The sequence below is a fragment of the Mesorhizobium sp. B4-1-1 genome (assembly GCF_006439375.1).
In the GTDB taxonomy this organism is placed as follows: Bacteria; Pseudomonadota; Alphaproteobacteria; order Rhizobiales; family Rhizobiaceae; genus Mesorhizobium.
The window spans coordinates 40,992-56,790 of the sequence record NZ_VFTH01000007.1 but is presented as its reverse complement, the minus strand read 5'-3'; the positions used below and the strand labels follow the sequence as shown (position 1 = coordinate 56,790).

Here is a 15,799-nt window from a genome sequence, read left to right as displayed (position 1 = left end):
GATGAAAGACGACGAATTGCGCAGCCCTGTATCCTTTGTCGCCAATGTCGCGCGGCTGCCGCAAAAGGGCCTGCCTGTCCTGATCGAAGCCGATGAGCGCCAGCGTGAGGCGCTTGCCGCCGAATACGAACTGCTTTCGGTCGAGACCTATCGCGCCGAACTGCTTGTGGCCTCCTGGAGGCGCAATGGCGTCAAGGTCACCGGTCGCATCGAGGCCGACATCACGCAGGCCTGCATCGTCACGCTCGATCCGGTGACTGCGCATATCGACGGGCCCGTCGAGGCGCTGTTTCTGCCCGAGCAGTCTAAGCTTGGGCGCGAGGGTTTCGAGGGCGGCGGCGAGATCATCCTCGACGCCGACGGACCGGACAGTCCGGAAACATTTTCCGGCGACACCATCGATGTCGGCGCGCTGGCCGAACAGTTTTTCGGCCTGGCGATCAACCCCTATCCGCGCAAGCCGGGAGCTTCGCTCGACGTCGCCGGCGACGATCAACCCGAAGAAAGCGAATTCCAGAAAGAGCTGCGTTCGCTGCTCGGAAAATCCTGAGAGTGGTCCGGATTTTGGAAAAGTCGGTTGTGCGTAGGCGCAAAACCGCTATTTTCGCCGAACCTTCGCGTGCCCCCTTACCTTGGCAGGCGTCCGCCGCAAGCCAGGCAACCCGTGAGAAAAGCACTACGTGATCAGGATTTCCATCGATGCCATGGGCGGCGATCACGGACCGAGCGTGGTCATCCCGGCGCTGATGACGGTCGCCATCCGCCGCCCTGACATCCGCTTCGTCATCTATGGCCGCGAGGACGTGGTGCGTCTCGAACTCGCCAAGTTCCCGAAACTCGCCGAGATAAGCGAGTTCGTCCATTGCGAGATCGCGGTGCGCATGGACGACAAGCCGAGCCAGGCGCTGCGCCATGGCCGCTGGAAGTCGTCGATGTGGAAGGCCGTCGAGGCGGTCAAGAACGGCGGCGCGCAAGCCTGCATCTCGGCCGGCAATACCGGCGCGCTGATGGCGATGTCGAAATTCTGCCTGCGCACCATGGCCACCATCGACCGCCCGGCGATTGCGGCGCTCTGGCCGACGACCCGCGGCGAAAGCGTGGTGCTCGATGTCGGCGCCACCATCGGCGCGGATGCGCACCAGCTTATCGATTTCGCCATTCTGGGCACCGGCATGGCGCGCTCGGTGTTCGGCATCGAGCGGCCGAGCGTCGGCCTGCTCAATGTCGGCGTCGAGGAGATCAAGGGCCAGGAAGAGGTCAAGGAAGCCGGCCGCATGCTGCGCGAGGCCAACATGGCTTCAATGAATTATCGCGGCTTCGTCGAGGGCGACGATATCGGCAAGGGCACGGTCGACGTGGTGGTTACGGAGGGTTTTGCCGGCAACATCGCGCTCAAGACCGCCGAGGGCACCGCAAGGCAGATCGCCGGCTATCTGCGCGCCGCCATGAGCCGCACGCTCATGGCCAAGATCGGCTACGTCTTCGCCAAGGGCGCCTTCGACAGGCTGCGCGAGAAGATGGATGTCGGGCGCTCCAACGGCGGCGTCTTCCTGGGATTGAACGGCATCGTGGTGAAGAGCCATGGTGGCGCCGATTCGGACGGCTTCGCGGCCGCCATCGAACTCGGTTACGACATGGTGCGCAACAATCTGCTTGACCGGATCGAGGCTGACCTCGATCTGTTCCATGCGCGCAACCCGACCGCGCAGGCAAACAGGAAATCCGGCGTCGCCGACGCCGAGGAATAGGAAAGAGCCTTGATCAGATCAGTCGTGCGCGGCAACGGTGCCGCGCTGCCCCGCCGCATCATGAAGAATGCCGACTTCGAAGGCATGGTCGAAACCTCCGACGAGTGGATCGCCCAGCGCACCGGCATTCGCCAACGCCACGTCGCGGCCGACGACGAGACGACAGCCTCGCTTGGTGAGGCGGCGGCGCGCGCGGCGCTGGACAGCGCCGGCATGACGCCCGCCGATATCGACCTCATCATCCTGGCGACCTCGACGCCCAACAACACGTTCCCGGCGACCGCTGTCGAAATCCAGAATCGGCTCGGCATGCATCACGGCTTTGCCTTCGACATGCAGGCGGTGTGCTCGGGCTTCGTTTATGCGATCGCCACCGCCGACCTTTATATCCGTGGCGGCCTGGCCAAACGCGTCCTGGTGATCGGTTCGGAAACATTCTCGCGCATCCTCGACTGGAGCGACCGCTCGACCTGCGTGCTGTTCGGCGACGGCGCCGGCGCGCTGGTTCTGGAAGCGGAAGACGGAGCCGGCGCGATTACCGATCGCGGCGTGCTGGCGGCGAGCCTGCGTTCCGATGGCGTGCACAAGGACAAACTCTTCGTCGACGGCGGTCCTTCTACCACGGGAACCGTCGGTCATCTGAGGATGGAAGGCCGTGAAGTGTTCAAGCATGCCGTCGGTATGATCACCGATGTCATCGAGGCGACTTTCGGCGAGGCCGGCATAACGGCCGAGGACCTCGATTGGTTCGTGCCGCATCAGGCCAATAAACGGATTATTGACGCTTCCGCCAAGAAGCTCGGGATTGCCGAGCAGAAAGTGGTGGTCACCGTCGATTTACACGGTAACACCTCGGCTGCCTCGGTGCCGCTCGCTTTGTCGGTGGCCGTCGCCGACGGCCGCATCAAGAAGGGCGACCTCGTGCTTCTCGAGGCGATGGGTGGAGGTTTCACCTGGGGCGCGGTATTGCTCCGCTGGTAAGTGCCGAACTCGCCGGTTCGGTTCTTGACCTTGCCGGATCAATTACTTAGGCTCAGCCTTTACCTGTATCGATTTACGTTTTTGCGAGCAGATGGGACGGTCGCATGGGGGCAAAGACACTTACGCGTGCCGACCTTGCTGAAGCCGTTTACCGGAAGGTTGGCTTGTCGCGAACTGAATCGGCGGAGCTGGTCGAGGCCGTCCTCGATGAGATCTGCGAGGCAATCGTCCGCGGCGAGACGGTCAAGCTGTCGTCCTTCGCCACCTTCCATGTCCGTTCCAAGAACGAGCGCATCGGCCGCAACCCCAAGACGGGTGAGGAAGTGCCGATCCTGCCGCGCCGGGTGATGACGTTCAAATCGTCGAACGTGCTCAAGAGCCGGATCCTGCGCTCGCATCAGAACAGCAAGGGCAAGGGCGGCAAATAGTTTGCTGGCGAATGTGGTTGAAAATCGCCGGCCGTTTTGACGTCGGGCTTGAATATCGTTTCATAAATCGCTGAAATAAGGCGCGATTCGGCATTATGAGCCGGATCGCGGTCCAGTGTGGAGGATTGGCCCATGGACAAGAGCCCCGACGCTTTCCGCACCATCAGCGAAGTCGCGGAAGATCTCGATCTGCCGCAGCATGTGCTGCGGTTCTGGGAGACGCGCTTCACCCAGATCAAGCCGATGAAGCGTGGCGGCGGCCGGCGCTACTACCGGCCGCAGGATGTCGAGCTGATCAAGGGCATCAGGCATATGCTCTACGATCAGGGCTATACGATCAAAGGCGTGCAGAAACTGTTGCGCGAAAACGGCAACCATTTCCTGGTCGCCATCGGCAATGGCGACATGGCCGCCGTGGAGGCGATCGCCCAGCGCCGCCAGGCCGAGCAGGTGCCGCTGACGGCCGCCGCGCAGCCGCGCGGCGACGAAGACGCGCTGGTCGGCCAACCGAAGGTGAAGCCCAGCCGCCGTTTCTTCGGCCTCGGCAAGAGCGACGACGAAGGTCCGGTACAACCAGACGCCTCGAAATTGTCGCGTGACAATCGCGCCTTGCTGCAGGAGGCGCTGTTCGATCTGCTGGAATGCAAGCGCCTGCTGGACCAGGTTCGTTGAACGGTCGTCATTCGACTTGATGCCGCGCGCTCGACCTGCCGGAACTGGCTCTGCGTCCATGCGTTAGGCCTTCTCGAAGAGAAGGACAACAAGCATGGCATCGTTTTCGACCCTCTCCGACGTCGATATCGACAAGCAGGTCGCGGCGCTTTCACGACAATTGCACGATCTCAAGAAGGTTTTGGCCAGGCGCGGCGACGCCTATTACGAGGATGGCCGCGAGGCGGCGTCCGACTATTATTCGCAACTTGCCGAGCGCGTCCACGACGCGCTGCCGGCAATAAGGCGCAGGGGCAGGGCTATCGAGCGTACGGCGCGAGATCATCCGGCGGCGGCCGCCGCCGTCGGGCTGGTCGTGGTCGGATTGCTTGCCGGCCTTCTTATCAGCCGGCGCTGATCGATCGACGTGATTGAAACAGAAATGGCGGCCGTCCTCGACGGTCGCCATTTCCGTGCCATTTGGCTACAGCGATCAGTTCGCGAGCTTGATCCGCGTCTTCGGATCGACCTTCATGACCTGGTTGCACTTGCCATAGACGTTGCCGTTCTTGTCGGTGGCATCGGTATAGGTGCCTTTGCAATCCAGCTGCAGCACCAGGCACGAGCCATGGCCCTTACAGACCGCGCCGCCGTCGCCGGTCGGATGCGTGCCGGCAAATGCCGGAGCCGAAACCGAACCGAAAGCCGAAAAGACGAGAGCCGCGGCGAGGCTGATACGCTTGAAGTTGGTCATTTGAGCATTTCCTTCCATTGGTTGTTGGGATCGCCGTCCTGGCGTCCCCGTTGGGATGAGGAGCACCTTCGCGGTGCCCATGACCGCTTAGTGTTGGCTCCAATGGAAAGGTTCATATGCCGCGCGATTTTTTTCGTTTGGTCGGCGACGTCTGCGTTCAGCCGTCAAACTTATCGGTGCCCCGCGTCGCGCATCTGGCACGCAGCGCTTCGGCATAGAAGCGGCTCCTTCCGCGATGCCGTCGCCTGAGATGGCCCGAGTCTTCGCCGCCGGCAAGCAGCCCGGCAGGGATATTTTCGGGATTCCGCCCGGCCCACAGCGTTTCCGCCACCGCATCAGCTCGTTGTAGCGCGTCGGGGCGGTGGGATTTGGCCAATAGCCGAGCTTCACGGCGAAGCGGGCAACGAGAGCCGGATGGCGGAAGCGTGAGGACGACACGGGCGACCGCCGGCACCAAGCAGTGTCTGGCCGAAAGATCGGCGCAGGCCCCCGTTAGACGTAGTCCGGAGCGCGGTTCGACATCACCGGATGTTTAAGCCGAAAAGTCCGATGGGAAGACTGATTCGCTCTGGCGGCGAAGGCCTGCCTTCCCATCGGCAGAAGGGAAGGATCAGGCCTTCTTCGGAGCCATCTTCTTGTGGTGGTGATGATGGTGGTGATGGTGGCGGTGATGATGCCTGTGGTGATGACGATGATGGTGATGCTTCTTCATCGGAGCCGCGTCGGCGCTGGTGGCGCCGAGGATCGGCATGGTCAACGCCAGGGCCAGAGCCAGCCCAAGCGCGGAGAGGAGGGACTTCTTCATGACTTCGTTTCCTTTTTACGCGGGCCTTCCGAGATTCACCGGAGCAAATCGGTGACCCAAGCCTCGCGATAGGGACTATCCTCCTGGTTTTTTTCGACAATTTTTCCCAAATGTAGATTTTTGTTTCTGGATTGTTTCTGAGGAGCCCTCTTGCGCCGCGCGCCCGCCGTGGCCGACGAGATTGCGCGCTCCTCGGAAATCCAAGGATGCGGCCGCCTGGCCTCACATAGGCGGCGCGATACCGTGATTCCCGACCACGACCCGGTTGGCCACGAGCTTGCCGTCGCCGCCGCGCTCGGCGTTGACGAACACCGCGATGCCCGGCGCGAGATCCGCTGGCGTGGCGGTGGCGAATGTCACGATCGGTGTCGTCTGCGGGATTGCGATCTGCTTCTTCTGGCCGTTGTCATAGGTGAGCGTGACCGTGCGGCCTTCGATCTCGGTGACGTCGGCGACGGTGCCGTTGGTCATGCGGCTGTTGGGCCGCAGATCCCGGTCGCGGTCGCCTTCGCCCGTGCCCTTCAGGGCCGCCGGGAAGATCACGACTTCCAGCGCGCCGCTGCCGCCATCGGCCTTGGAAATCGAGGCGATGCCAAGAAAATCGCCTTGCTTGATATCGGCTGCCGATGCCTTGGCGACGCCCGAAATCTTCCAGCCGTCGGCAAGCGCGATCGCATCGGTCTTGCCGTTGCGATCCTTCACCGTCAGCGTCGATCCGGCAACGCTGACGACGGTGCCTCGAACGCGTGTGGCGTCCGCCGCCTGCGCTTCCGTCGAGCCGACGACGCTCGACATGGCGCCAAGCACAATTGCGAACGATTTCAAATTCATGGCATTCGATCCTTCCGTGAAACGCCCGGCGCGCGGGTTTGGCTGCCGGTGACGGGTAAGCTAACGAATCGAGGCGTCGAAAAAGCCGGCGAATCGGGCCGCCGACCTTCAAAAGAACTTGATTGAGCGCCGCGCGGCCTTACATGTACGAAGCCCGAGGCATTCGGCCAAAACGCTTTTCACGATGGCGTGACGCCGCATCGGTGCTCTTGGCAAATCATTTGTTAACGAGCATTCTCCCGCCGTCTCAGGCAACGCCGCTTTTCATCCGACCTGTTTCATCTTTAAGGAGTTGCCATGCCCAACACCGCACGAAACGCTGTTTCAAACGACATCATTGCCGCGCCTGGCCTCAATCCGTTGAAAGCCGCTCGCGAAACGAGGGGATACACGATCGAGGAACTCTCTTTGACCTGCGGTCTGGCCGTGGGCGAGATCGTCGACATCGAGGACGGCAAGGACGTCGACCCCGCCAAGCTCCGGCGCATCGCTTCCGCGCTGCAAGTGCCGGAAGAGGAATTGATCAGGGTGCCGTCCGCAGCGAATCGGCCCACACAGCAATAGAGACGCCAGAAGCGTCCATCCAGGAGCCCGCCGAGGGTTGGCCCGGCGGGCTTTTTAGTGCCTGCGAGGCGCAGGCGCTGGCTCTTGCCAATTACCGCCATGCCATGCGATTCGCCGAGCGCTGCTGTTCGACAGACCTGACGAGGGATTCACCATGAGCTTGGAATCGGTCCGCGCCTTTCTGGCCGAGCACGCGCCCGATGTCGAAGTCATCGTCACCGAAGCAAGTTCCGCAACAGTGGCGCTGGCGGCGGAGGCGCATGGCGTCACGCCGGCGCAGATCGCCAAGACGATCTGCCTGCGCGTCGCTGACGAGACCATGCTGGTCGTGACCAGCGGCATCGCCAGACTCGACAACCGCAAATTCAAGGACAGAATGGGCGGCAAGCCGCGCATGCTGGGCGGCGAAGAGGTGCTGGCAGTCACCAGCCATCCGCCGGGCGGCGTCTGTCCGTTCGGCCTGCCGGCGCCGCTGCCCGTTTATTGCGATCTGTCGCTCAAAGCCTTCGGCGAGGTCGTTCCGGCAGCCGGCGCCACCAATGCCGCGGTGCGCATCACGCCGCAGCGCATGGCCGATCTGGTCGGCGCCGTATGGGTCGACGTTTGCCAGTAACAATTGCCGCCTAGATATCTTTTCATGGTTCGTCGAGGGCCGTAGCGCGGTTTTTGACCGACGTTCGGCCGACCGCTCGCTCCATTTGGTTTGGTACGGGCGCCGCTGCCCGTGCCTTTAGCCGTTGCGCCTCGAGCCATTGGAAAAGCGTCGACCAATGGCCAAATTTTGGACATTAGTCTTGACAGAAATACATATGTTCAATACCGGTCAAGCAACCGAACAGCATGCGATATGGGAGGAATACACGGTATGGCATCCAACATTTCGTTGACGGGCCTTGCCCGCGATCTTGAGGAACGAGCCAAGTCGGGCAAGCCCATCCGCATCGGCCTGATCGGTTCCGGCGAAATGGGCACCGACATCGTCACCCGCGTCGCCCACATGTCCGGCATCGAGATCGGCGCTATTTCGGAACTGAACCTGCCGGCGGCCAGCAAGGCCGTCGATATCGCTTTCCAGGAAACCGGCCATGCGCGCGAGGTTTCCAACGCTTCGGCGATGACCTCGGCCATGGAGGCCGGCAAGATCGCCGTCACCAGCGATTCCAGCCTCGTCATCGGCAATGACCTCATCGACGTCGTCATCGACGCGACCGGTGTTCCGGCCGTCGGCGCCGAGATCGGCCTGCGCGCCATGGAGCATGGCAAGCATCTGGTGATGATGAATGTCGAGGCCGACGTCACCATCGGCGCCTATCTTAAGAGCGAAGCCGACCGCCTCGGCGTCACCTATTCGCTGGGCGCCGGCGACGAGCCGTCTTCCTGCATGGAACTGATCGAGTTCGTCTCCGCCATGGGGCATCCGATCGTTGCCGCGGGCAAGGGCAAGAACAACCCGCTCAACATCGACGCCACGCCTCCGGACTATGAGGAGGAGGCAAAGCGCCGGCATATGAATGTGCGCATGCTGGTCGAATTCGTCGACGGTTCGAAGACCATGGTCGAGATGGCGGCGATCGCCAACGCGACCGGGCTGGTCCCCGACAAGCCCGGCATGCACGGTCCGGCGGCGACGCTGGGCGAATTGTCGAAGGTGCTGGTGCCCGAGAAGGACGGCGGCGTGCTGTCGAGGGTCGGCGTCGTCGACTATTCGATCGGCAAGGGTGTCGCGCCCGGCGTCTTCGTCGTCGCCGACATGTCGCATCCGCGCATCTCGGAGCGCATGGAAGACCTGAAGATGGGCAAGGGCCCGTATTTCACCTTCCATCGACCCTATCACCTGACCTCGCTGGAAGTGCCGCTGACTTGCGCCCGGGTCGTGCTTTACGGCAAGGCAGACATGGTGCCGCTGGCCAAGCCTGTGGCCGAGGTCTGCGCGGTCGCCAAGAAGGATCTGAAGCCCGGCGACAAGCTCGATGCCATCGGTGAGTATTGCTATCGCGCCTGGATCATGACGGCCCCGGAGGCCCATGCGGCGCGCGCCGTTCCCTGCGGCCTGCTGCAGGGCGGCTCCGTCACCCAGCCCATCAAGAAGGGCGAGCTCATCACCTATGCCAACGCGGCGCCCGCGCCGGGCTCGAAGATCGCCGAGCTGCGCGCCCGCCAGGACAAGCTCGTTTACGGCGCTGTGGAGGCGTGATCATGGCTGGAGCCAGCAAAGCCGTCGTGGACAGCCGGGCCAACCTGCCTTTCGTCTATCGCCAGTACAGTCCGGAGCAGCTCAGGGAGGTGCTTCATAAGATGTACCTCATCCGCCGCTTCGAAGAGGGCGCCGAAGAGTGCTACATGCGCGGCCTCATCCATGGCACCATGCACCTGTCGATCGGCCAGGAATCCAGCGCCATGGGCATCTGCATGCCGCTCGCCGAGGATGACCAGATCACCTCGACGCATCGCGGCCATGGCCATTGCATCGCCAAGGGCGCCGAAGTCAGCCGGATGTTCGCCGAGTTCTTCGGCAAGACCACCGGCTACTGCAAGGGCCGCGGCGGCTCCATGCATATCGCCGATGTCGCCAAGGGCAATCTCGGCGCCAACGGCATCGTTGCCGGCGGCATTCCGATCGCGGTCGGTGCCGCACTTTCCGCCAAGAGGATGAAGACCGGCAAGGTCGTTGTCTCCTTCTTCGGCGACGGCGCCAACAACGAGGGCGCCTTTCATGAGGCGCTGAACATGGCGGCGATCTGGAAGCTGCCGGTGATCTTCGTGTGCGAGAACAACGGCTACGGCATGTCGACCTCGACGGCGCGCTCGACCGCGGTGAAGAACATCGCCGAGCGGGCGGCCGCCTATTCGATGCCCGGCGTCATCGTCAACGGCAATATCTTCTCCGAGGTGGCCGAGGCGTCCTTCAAGGCGGTGGAGCGGGCGCGCGCGGGCGAGGGGCCGACGCTGATCGAATCCAAGACCTATCGCCATCGAGGCCATTCCAAGAGCGACCGCAACCGCTACCGCACCAAGGAAGAGATCGAGGATTGGATGGCGAACCGCGATCCGATCACGCTGTTCGAGACCGAACTGCGTGACTTCGGCTTCATCGACGACCAGGGCATCCATGCGATCCGCGACGCGGTCGCCAAGGAGATCGCCGATGGCATCGAGTTCGCCAAGGCGAGCCCGGCGCCCGAGATCGCCGCCCTTGCGGACTACGTTTACACGGAGCATGCGTGATGGACGCCGTGGTGCGTGAACTGAGCTACGCCCAGGCGATCCAGGAAGCCATGGCCATCGCCATGGACATGGACGAGCGCGTCTTCCTGATGGGCGAGGACATCGGCGTCTATGGCGGCGCCTTCCAGGTGACGGGCGATCTTGTCGAGCGCTACGGCAGCGACCGTGTCATCGACACGCCGATCTCGGAACTGGGCGGCGCCGGCGTCGCGGTGGGCGCCGCCGTCACCGGCATGCGGCCGATCTTCGAATTCCAGTTCTCGGATTTCGCCACGCTCGGCATGGAGCAGATCGTCAACCAGGCGGCCAAGATGCGCTTCATGCTCGGCGGCGAGGTCTCGGTGCCCCTGGTGATGCGCTTCCCGGCCGGCTCCGGCACGGGCGCCGCCGCCCAGCATAGCCAGAGCCTCGAGGCCTGGCTCGGCCATGTACCCGGCCTCAAAGTCATCCAGCCGGCAACGCCGTACGATGCCAAGGGCATGCTGCTTGCCGCGGTCGCCGATCCGGACCCGGTCATGATCTTCGAGCACAAGCTGCTCTACAAGGTGAAGGGCCATGTGCCGGAAGGCCATTACACCGTTCCGATCGGCAAGGCCGAGATCCGCCGCGAAGGCCGCGACCTCACCATCGTCGCCACCTCGATCATGGTGCAGAAGGCGCTCGATGCCGCGGCCGTGCTGGAGGGCGAGGGCATCGACATCGAAGTGGTCGATCTGCGCACGATCCGTCCGCTCGACAGGCAGACCGTCATCGACAGTGTGAAGAAGACCTCGCGCCTGCTCTGCGTCTACGAGGCCGTGAAGACGCTCGGCATCGGCGCGGAAGTGAGCGCGCTCGTCGCCGAAAGCGAGGCGTTCGACTATCTCGACGCGCCGATCGTGCGGCTCGGCGGCGCCGAGACGCCGATCCCCTACAATCCGGATCTGGAAAAGGCGACGGTGCCGCAGGTTCCCGACATCATCGCCGCCGCCCGCGACCTCGTGAAAGGGGTCCGCTGAGCGATGCCGACCGAAGTCATTCTTCCCAAGGTCGACATGGACATGGCGACCGGACAGATCTCGCGCTGGTTCGCCGAGGAGGGCGCAAAGGTCAAGAAGGGCGACGTGCTCTTCGAGATCGAGACCGACAAGGCGGCGATGGAGATCGATGCGCCGGCCAGCGGTACGCTGCGCGACGTCACCGGCAAGGAGCGCGTCGACATTCCCGTTGGCGAGCCGGTGGCGTGGATTTATGCTGATGACGAAGTCTACGCGCCAATCTCCCCCCTCGTGGGGGAGATGTCGGCGAAGCCGACAGAGGGGGGCGCTGTCCCGCCAACCTCTCACTCTGTCGCGCCCCCGTCTGGCCTGCCGGCCATCTCCCCCACCAGGGGGGAGATCAGCCAATCGCAAGGGCCCGCCCGAGCCACGCCTTTGGCTCGACGCTTGGCCCGTGAGGCAAATCTGGACCTCTCGGCTATAGCAGGCAGCGGTCCGCGCGGCCGTGTTGTGCGCGCCGACGTTGAGGCCGCGGTTGCCGGCAAAGGCGCGGCCACCCCTGCTCAGACGGCCGCCGAGATTCCGGCGGAACTTCCATCCGCTCCGTCCCCAGCACCCAGGCCGATGCCGGACGACCAGGTGCTGAAGCTGTTCGCCGAAGGCTCCTACGAGCTCGTGCCGCATGACAACATGCGCAAGACGATTGCGCGCCGCCTGGTCGAGGCGAAGTCCACCATCCCGCATTTCTACCTGACGCTCGACTGCGAGCTCGACGCGCTCCTGGCGCTGCGCACGCAGTTGAATGCGGCAGCGCCGATGAGGAAGACCGACAAGGGCGAGGCGCCGGCCTACAAGCTCTCCGTCAACGACATGGTCATCAAGGCGATGGCGATGGCGCTGATGGCGGTGCCGGACGCCAATGCGTCGTGGACCGAGAGCGCCATGGTCAAGCACAAGCACGCCGATGTCGGCGTCGCGGTGTCGATCCCCGGCGGCCTGATCACGCCGATCATCCGGCATGCGGATGAAAAGACGCTGTCGGTGATCTCCAACGAGATGAAGGACCTGGCGAGCCGCGCCAGGAGCCGCAAGCTGAAGCCGGAAGAGTATCAGGGCGGCACGACCGCTGTTTCCAATCTGGGCATGTTCGGCATCAAGGACTTTGCCGCGGTCATCAATCCGCCGCATGCGACGATTTTGGCGGTCGGCGCTGGCGAGGAGCGGGCGGTGGTGAAGAAGGGCGAGATCAGAATAGCCACAGTGATGTCGGTGACGCTGTCGACCGATCATCGTGCGGTCGACGGCGCGCTTGGAGCGGAACTGCTCGGCGCCTTCAAGCGCTTGATCGAAAACCCGATGGGCATGCTGGTGTAAGCCAACCCTGCAGGCCCTTGATCCGGCTTGCTCTTAACGCCGCGGACCCTCCGATCACCGACTTGTCAGGCCGGCAGCTCGTAGGAAACCCGGCCTAGCGCTTGAAGCCGCCGCTATTTCGTTCCACATCGGGCGCTATGAACGGCAAGATGCGGGAATGGTTTCGGAATTGGCGGTGGGCCTTGGCCGCATCGCTATTCCTGCATGCCCTGATCGCAGCGTTCCTGCTTTTTGGCCTGCCGAGACCCGACCAACAGCCGGATCAGCAGGAACAGCCGGTCAATGTCGCGATCGTGCCGCCGCCCGATCAGCCCAAGCCGAAGCCCGCTCCAAAGCCGCCGGAGCCGACGCCTGAAAAGAAGGCTGAAAAGCCGCCTGAGCAGGCCGCGCAAAAGCCGCCGCCTCCGCAGCCACCGAAACCGCAGGACATTCCGGTTCTGAAGCGCGTTTTCCAGTATGGCGAGAAGGATACCGGCCCGGAGAAATCTCTGAACGGAGGCAGCGCTCCAGCCAACGCGCCGTCGCCAGCCCAAAATGAACCAGCGAAGCCGCCGGTCGCACCGAAGCAGGCGCCCGACCAGCCAGCCGCTGCAACGCCGGAGCAGCAGGCCAGCAAGGTCCGAGAGAAGCCGGCAACCGCCCCGCCGGACGAAAAACCCGCGCAAAGCGAGGAGAAGCAGGCGACCGAGGACACTGACAAGCAGCAGCCGGACAAGGCGTCGCAACCCGCCGAGAACCAAGCGGCGGAAGCGCCAAAGCCGTTGACGGCCGAAGCCGGCGACAAGCCCGCACCTCCATCGTCAACCGAAAAAGCAAAGCCTAAACCTTCCAAGGCGATGAAGTTCAAATCGGCAAGAGCCTTGAGATCGCCAAGCGGTAACCCAGGAAAGTCAAACCCCGCCGACGCCGAGGTTGCGGGATCGCCGATCTATTCCGGTCTGCCGGGCGTCAGAAAGCTTTACTCTCCGGGTGCGACCGGCAACGCGCTGGCCACAAGCTCGATGGAGAGCGTGCCGCGCGATCAGCGCGTTGCCAATCTTTGCGCCAACGTTCTGAACCAGGAATTGCAAAGTGCCGATTACTCGCCCAAATGGCTGCCGACTATTCCCCTGAAGCAGGGCAATGTTCTTAACCCTACGCAGGCTGCCTTCAGCACGACAACGCAATGGTACGATCTGAGCTTCCGCTGCGAGGTCGACGCCGATGCAACGAGGGTCCTGTCCTTCAACTTCCGTGTGGGGGGACTGGTCCCGCCCGGCGAGTGGACCCGGCGTCGTTTCCCCAGTCTCCGCTAGAGCATGATCCCGAACCGAAGGTCAGCGAATGCAAAAAGTGGGAACCGGTTTTCGGAGAAGGTCATGCTCCAACAAAGAGTTGCATCAGGCCGGAACACCAAGCCCCGCCAATTGCCGGCCGACTTCGTGCCAGTCGGCGCAGATGAAATCGGCGCCGGCAGCCTTCAGCCGCGCACCGTGCTCGGGATAAGTGTGCCCGCCGCCGGTATAGCCGATCGCGATCATGCCGGCCGCGACCGCGCCCTGGACGCCGAGCGGCGAATCCTCGACCACGATGCAGTCGGCTGGCTTCGCCCCCATTTTCTCGGCGGCGTAGAGGAAGATATCGGGCGCCGGCTTGCCGTTCTTCACCATCGAGGAGGAAAAGATCGCTTCGCCGAAGAAGCGTGACAGCCCGGTCACCGACAGGCTGTGGTTGATGCGTTCGACCGAGGATGACGAGGCGACGCAGCGGTCGCCGGCAAGCGCGCTCAGGAATGGCGCGATGCCCGGCGTCGGCTTCAGTTCCTCGGAAAAGAGCAGCTTGGTCTCGGCCCAGATATCGCCGTCGGCGGCGGCCGGAAACTGATGGCCGGTCAGTTCCCTGATTTTGACGATGATGTCGGACTGCTTCATGCCGATGCATTGGGCGATGATGCCGCCATGGACGCCGGGCATGCCGTGTTTCTCGTAGACGCGCTCATAGGCTTTGGCGGCCAGCGGCTCGCTGTCGACGAGAACGCCGTCGCAATCGAAAATCATCAGTCTAGGTTGCGCCACGCGCTTCTCCCGGCTCCTGTGCCAATGCGCACATCGCTATCGATAAAAAGTCAGATGTTCAATAGTCGGGCGGCTACGTCCCCAACGCTTCAAAGCTGGCGCAGCGCCTCGCTGACCGGCGTGGATCCAAGCGCGCGCTGCATGGCCTGGCGCGACTGCGCGCGGTCGGGCGTGATCCAGTTGGGCTCGGCGCCGAGGAAGCGGTCGAGAAAGGCCACGGCATAAGCGGGCATTTCCGTTGCGTTCTCGCGGTAGGACCACCAGGTTCGCAGGTCGTCGGCGCATTTGTCGATGCTGGGCGCCGTGCCGAACTCCTGCTCGTGCACGGCCAGGATCGCCGATACGCAATAGTTGGTATAAAGGAAGCCTTCCGGCCAGAAGCGCACGATTTCCGCCGTGCCGGCATTGGCCTCGGTCTCGATCATGTCGGTGAGGCCGGAAATCTCCCGCGCCGGCGCCTGCCGGATCAGTTCGCGCAGCACAAGCCCGGCGGCGAAGACGATAAAGTCCGCGCGGTCGACGGCAGCGAATCGCTTCTGCGCTTCCATGACTTCGATCCAGTCGAGGAAAGCGCGCGTCAACTTGGCCTCGTCGATCTCGAAGCGCACGCCGAACGTTTCGGACACCACCTTCGCGCTGCTGCGGAAGGTGGCGCGGAACCAGCGCAGCTGCCGCAGCCGGTGGCGAAGGTCCGGCATAAGCGCGAGTTCGTGCCTGAAAGGCAGGTCCATGTCTCATTTCCCGTTTGACGGCAGGCTAGCACAGGCGTTGCCGATGCCGAAATCGGTCAGCCGCCTGTGGAGCGTTATGACGGCTAATATAATACATGTTGACATTCGAGGAAACAAATGTTCTCACTTTCGGGTCATCTCACCTCCGTCCAATATGCGTCGGAGGAACGAGAGTCGGGAGGAGTACCGAATGGCGATCTGGCAGTGGGCGCTGCTTCTGCTGTTTGTTGTCTGGGCGCTGCAATCGCTGGGCGTCTGGCTGCAGATGCGGCATTATTCGGACGTCTTCAAAGGCGTCACCGGAGAGTTCAAGGACGGCTTCGTCGGCGCCGGCAATTTCCGCGGCCGGCTTGCCAAGGGCACCATCGCGCTGATCGTCGTGACGCCGGATCTGATCGTGCGCCGCATGATGGTCATGAGCGGCCGCTCGGTGCTGACCAAGTTCAAGCGACATGAAGAATTCGAGGGTGTCCCCCTCGATCGACTCCGGTCCAACCCTGCGATCATGGGGGAGGGGGAACCCGGTGTGGCCGAGGCCGTGAAACGGGCGATCGAGCAGATCGACCGCGCGCGGTCGGAGCCGGGGAAGAAGCCGGGCCTGTCCGGCTTGAACGTAGCAAGGGCATAAACGGACGCCGGCAGCCGGCTGGGAATGACCGGCAGGGGTCATAAGGAG

Annotated in this window: 19 protein-coding genes; 14 read left to right on the top strand and 5 right to left on the bottom strand. The window is 63.2% G+C overall.

The features are described 5' to 3' along the window. Position 1: 1 nt before the first annotated feature. The 6 genes from FJW10_RS12165 (at position 2) to FJW10_RS12140 (ending at position 4,226) form a co-directional block, all read left to right on the top strand. Positions 2 to 550 (top strand): YceD family protein, encoded by a 549-nt coding sequence (locus FJW10_RS12165; protein WP_140900279.1) that lies wholly within the window; start codon positions 2 to 4, stop codon positions 548 to 550. Positions 551 to 680: 130 nt separating this feature from the next. Continuing rightward, positions 681 to 1,748 carry a phosphate acyltransferase PlsX gene (plsX, locus tag FJW10_RS12160; protein WP_140900278.1) on the top strand — a complete coding sequence of 356 codons (1,068 nt, stop codon included), beginning with the start codon at positions 681 to 683 and terminating at the stop codon, positions 1,746 to 1,748. Between the two features lie 9 nt (positions 1,749 to 1,757). Beyond that, positions 1,758 to 2,729, top strand: a complete 972-nt coding sequence (locus tag FJW10_RS12155; protein WP_140900277.1) for a beta-ketoacyl-ACP synthase III — start codon at positions 1,758 to 1,760, stop codon at positions 2,727 to 2,729. 104 nt (positions 2,730 to 2,833) lie between these two features. Further along, positions 2,834 to 3,157, top strand: a complete 324-nt coding sequence (locus FJW10_RS12150) for an integration host factor subunit alpha (RefSeq protein WP_140835533.1) — start codon at positions 2,834 to 2,836, stop codon at positions 3,155 to 3,157. 132 nt (positions 3,158 to 3,289) lie between these two features. Beyond that, on the top strand, positions 3,290 to 3,829 hold the full coding sequence (locus tag FJW10_RS12145; protein ID WP_042640150.1) for a MerR family transcriptional regulator: 540 nt from the start codon (positions 3,290 to 3,292) through the stop codon (positions 3,827 to 3,829). Positions 3,830 to 3,923: 94 nt separating this feature from the next. After that, entirely contained in the window at positions 3,924 to 4,226 is a 303-nt protein-coding gene (locus FJW10_RS12140) for a DUF883 family protein (RefSeq protein ID WP_140900276.1), read from the top strand. Between the two features lie 75 nt (positions 4,227 to 4,301). Here the strand turns inward: FJW10_RS12140 and FJW10_RS12135 are convergent, their stop codons facing one another. The 3 genes from FJW10_RS12135 to FJW10_RS12125 form a co-directional block, all read right to left on the bottom strand. Continuing rightward, complete coding sequence (locus FJW10_RS12135; protein ID WP_140900275.1) at positions 4,302 to 4,562, bottom strand: hypothetical protein; 261 nt, start codon at positions 4,560 to 4,562, stop codon at positions 4,302 to 4,304. Positions 4,563 to 5,172: 610 nt separating this feature from the next. Further along, positions 5,173 to 5,367 carry a hypothetical protein gene (locus tag FJW10_RS12130; RefSeq protein ID WP_140835536.1) on the bottom strand — a complete coding sequence of 65 codons (195 nt, stop codon included), beginning with the start codon at positions 5,365 to 5,367 and terminating at the stop codon, positions 5,173 to 5,175. A 222-nt stretch (positions 5,368 to 5,589) separates the two neighbouring features. Then, complete coding sequence (locus tag FJW10_RS12125; protein ID WP_140900274.1) at positions 5,590 to 6,198, bottom strand: hypothetical protein; 609 nt, start codon at positions 6,196 to 6,198, stop codon at positions 5,590 to 5,592. 297 nt (positions 6,199 to 6,495) lie between these two features. Here FJW10_RS12125 and FJW10_RS12120 point away from each other — a divergent pair, with 297 nt between their 5' ends. The 7 genes from FJW10_RS12120 to FJW10_RS12090 all read left to right on the top strand — a co-directional run bounded on the left by FJW10_RS12120 (position 6,496) and on the right by FJW10_RS12090 (position 13,633). Continuing rightward, entirely contained in the window at positions 6,496 to 6,762 is a 267-nt protein-coding gene (locus tag FJW10_RS12120; RefSeq protein WP_140900273.1) for a helix-turn-helix transcriptional regulator, read from the top strand. A gap of 154 nt (positions 6,763 to 6,916) precedes the next feature. Continuing rightward, positions 6,917 to 7,375: a YbaK/EbsC family protein gene (locus tag FJW10_RS12115; protein ID WP_140658582.1), complete on the top strand. Its 459-nt coding sequence runs from the start codon at positions 6,917 to 6,919 to the stop codon at positions 7,373 to 7,375. Positions 7,376 to 7,627: 252 nt separating this feature from the next. Then, a complete protein-coding gene (locus tag FJW10_RS12110; protein WP_140900272.1) occupies positions 7,628 to 8,956 on the top strand; it encodes an NAD(P)H-dependent oxidoreductase in 1,329 nt (442 codons plus the stop codon). A gap of 2 nt (positions 8,957 to 8,958) precedes the next feature. Next, on the top strand, positions 8,959 to 9,987 hold the full coding sequence (locus FJW10_RS12105; RefSeq protein WP_140900271.1) for a thiamine pyrophosphate-dependent dehydrogenase E1 component subunit alpha: 1,029 nt from the start codon (positions 8,959 to 8,961) through the stop codon (positions 9,985 to 9,987). Continuing rightward, a complete protein-coding gene (locus FJW10_RS12100) occupies positions 9,987 to 10,985 on the top strand; it encodes an alpha-ketoacid dehydrogenase subunit beta (protein WP_140900403.1) in 999 nt (332 codons plus the stop codon). The genes FJW10_RS12105 and FJW10_RS12100 overlap by 1 nt, the downstream gene beginning before the upstream one ends. A 3-nt stretch (positions 10,986 to 10,988) precedes the next feature. Then, positions 10,989 to 12,338 (top strand): pyruvate dehydrogenase complex dihydrolipoamide acetyltransferase, encoded by a 1,350-nt coding sequence (locus FJW10_RS12095; protein WP_140900270.1) that lies wholly within the window; start codon positions 10,989 to 10,991, stop codon positions 12,336 to 12,338. Positions 12,339 to 12,475: 137 nt separating this feature from the next. After that, positions 12,476 to 13,633, top strand: coding sequence for a DUF930 domain-containing protein (locus FJW10_RS12090; RefSeq protein ID WP_140900269.1), 1,158 nt, complete (start codon positions 12,476 to 12,478; stop codon positions 13,631 to 13,633). 84 nt (positions 13,634 to 13,717) lie between these two features. Here FJW10_RS12090 and FJW10_RS12085 read toward each other — a convergent pair whose 3' ends face one another. Together FJW10_RS12085 and FJW10_RS12080 are read right to left on the bottom strand one after the other, a co-directional pair. Next, a complete protein-coding gene (locus tag FJW10_RS12085) occupies positions 13,718 to 14,392 on the bottom strand; it encodes an HAD family phosphatase (protein ID WP_140835544.1) in 675 nt (224 codons plus the stop codon). 89 nt (positions 14,393 to 14,481) lie between these two features. Next, positions 14,482 to 15,123: a hypothetical protein gene (locus tag FJW10_RS12080; protein WP_140658570.1), complete on the bottom strand. Its 642-nt coding sequence runs from the start codon at positions 15,121 to 15,123 to the stop codon at positions 14,482 to 14,484. 190 nt (positions 15,124 to 15,313) lie between these two features. Between FJW10_RS12080 and FJW10_RS12075 the strand changes: the two genes are divergently transcribed. Beyond that, on the top strand, positions 15,314 to 15,751 hold the full coding sequence (locus FJW10_RS12075) for a transcriptional regulator GutM (RefSeq protein ID WP_140641475.1): 438 nt from the start codon (positions 15,314 to 15,316) through the stop codon (positions 15,749 to 15,751). The last annotated feature ends 48 nt before the right edge of the window (positions 15,752 to 15,799 follow it).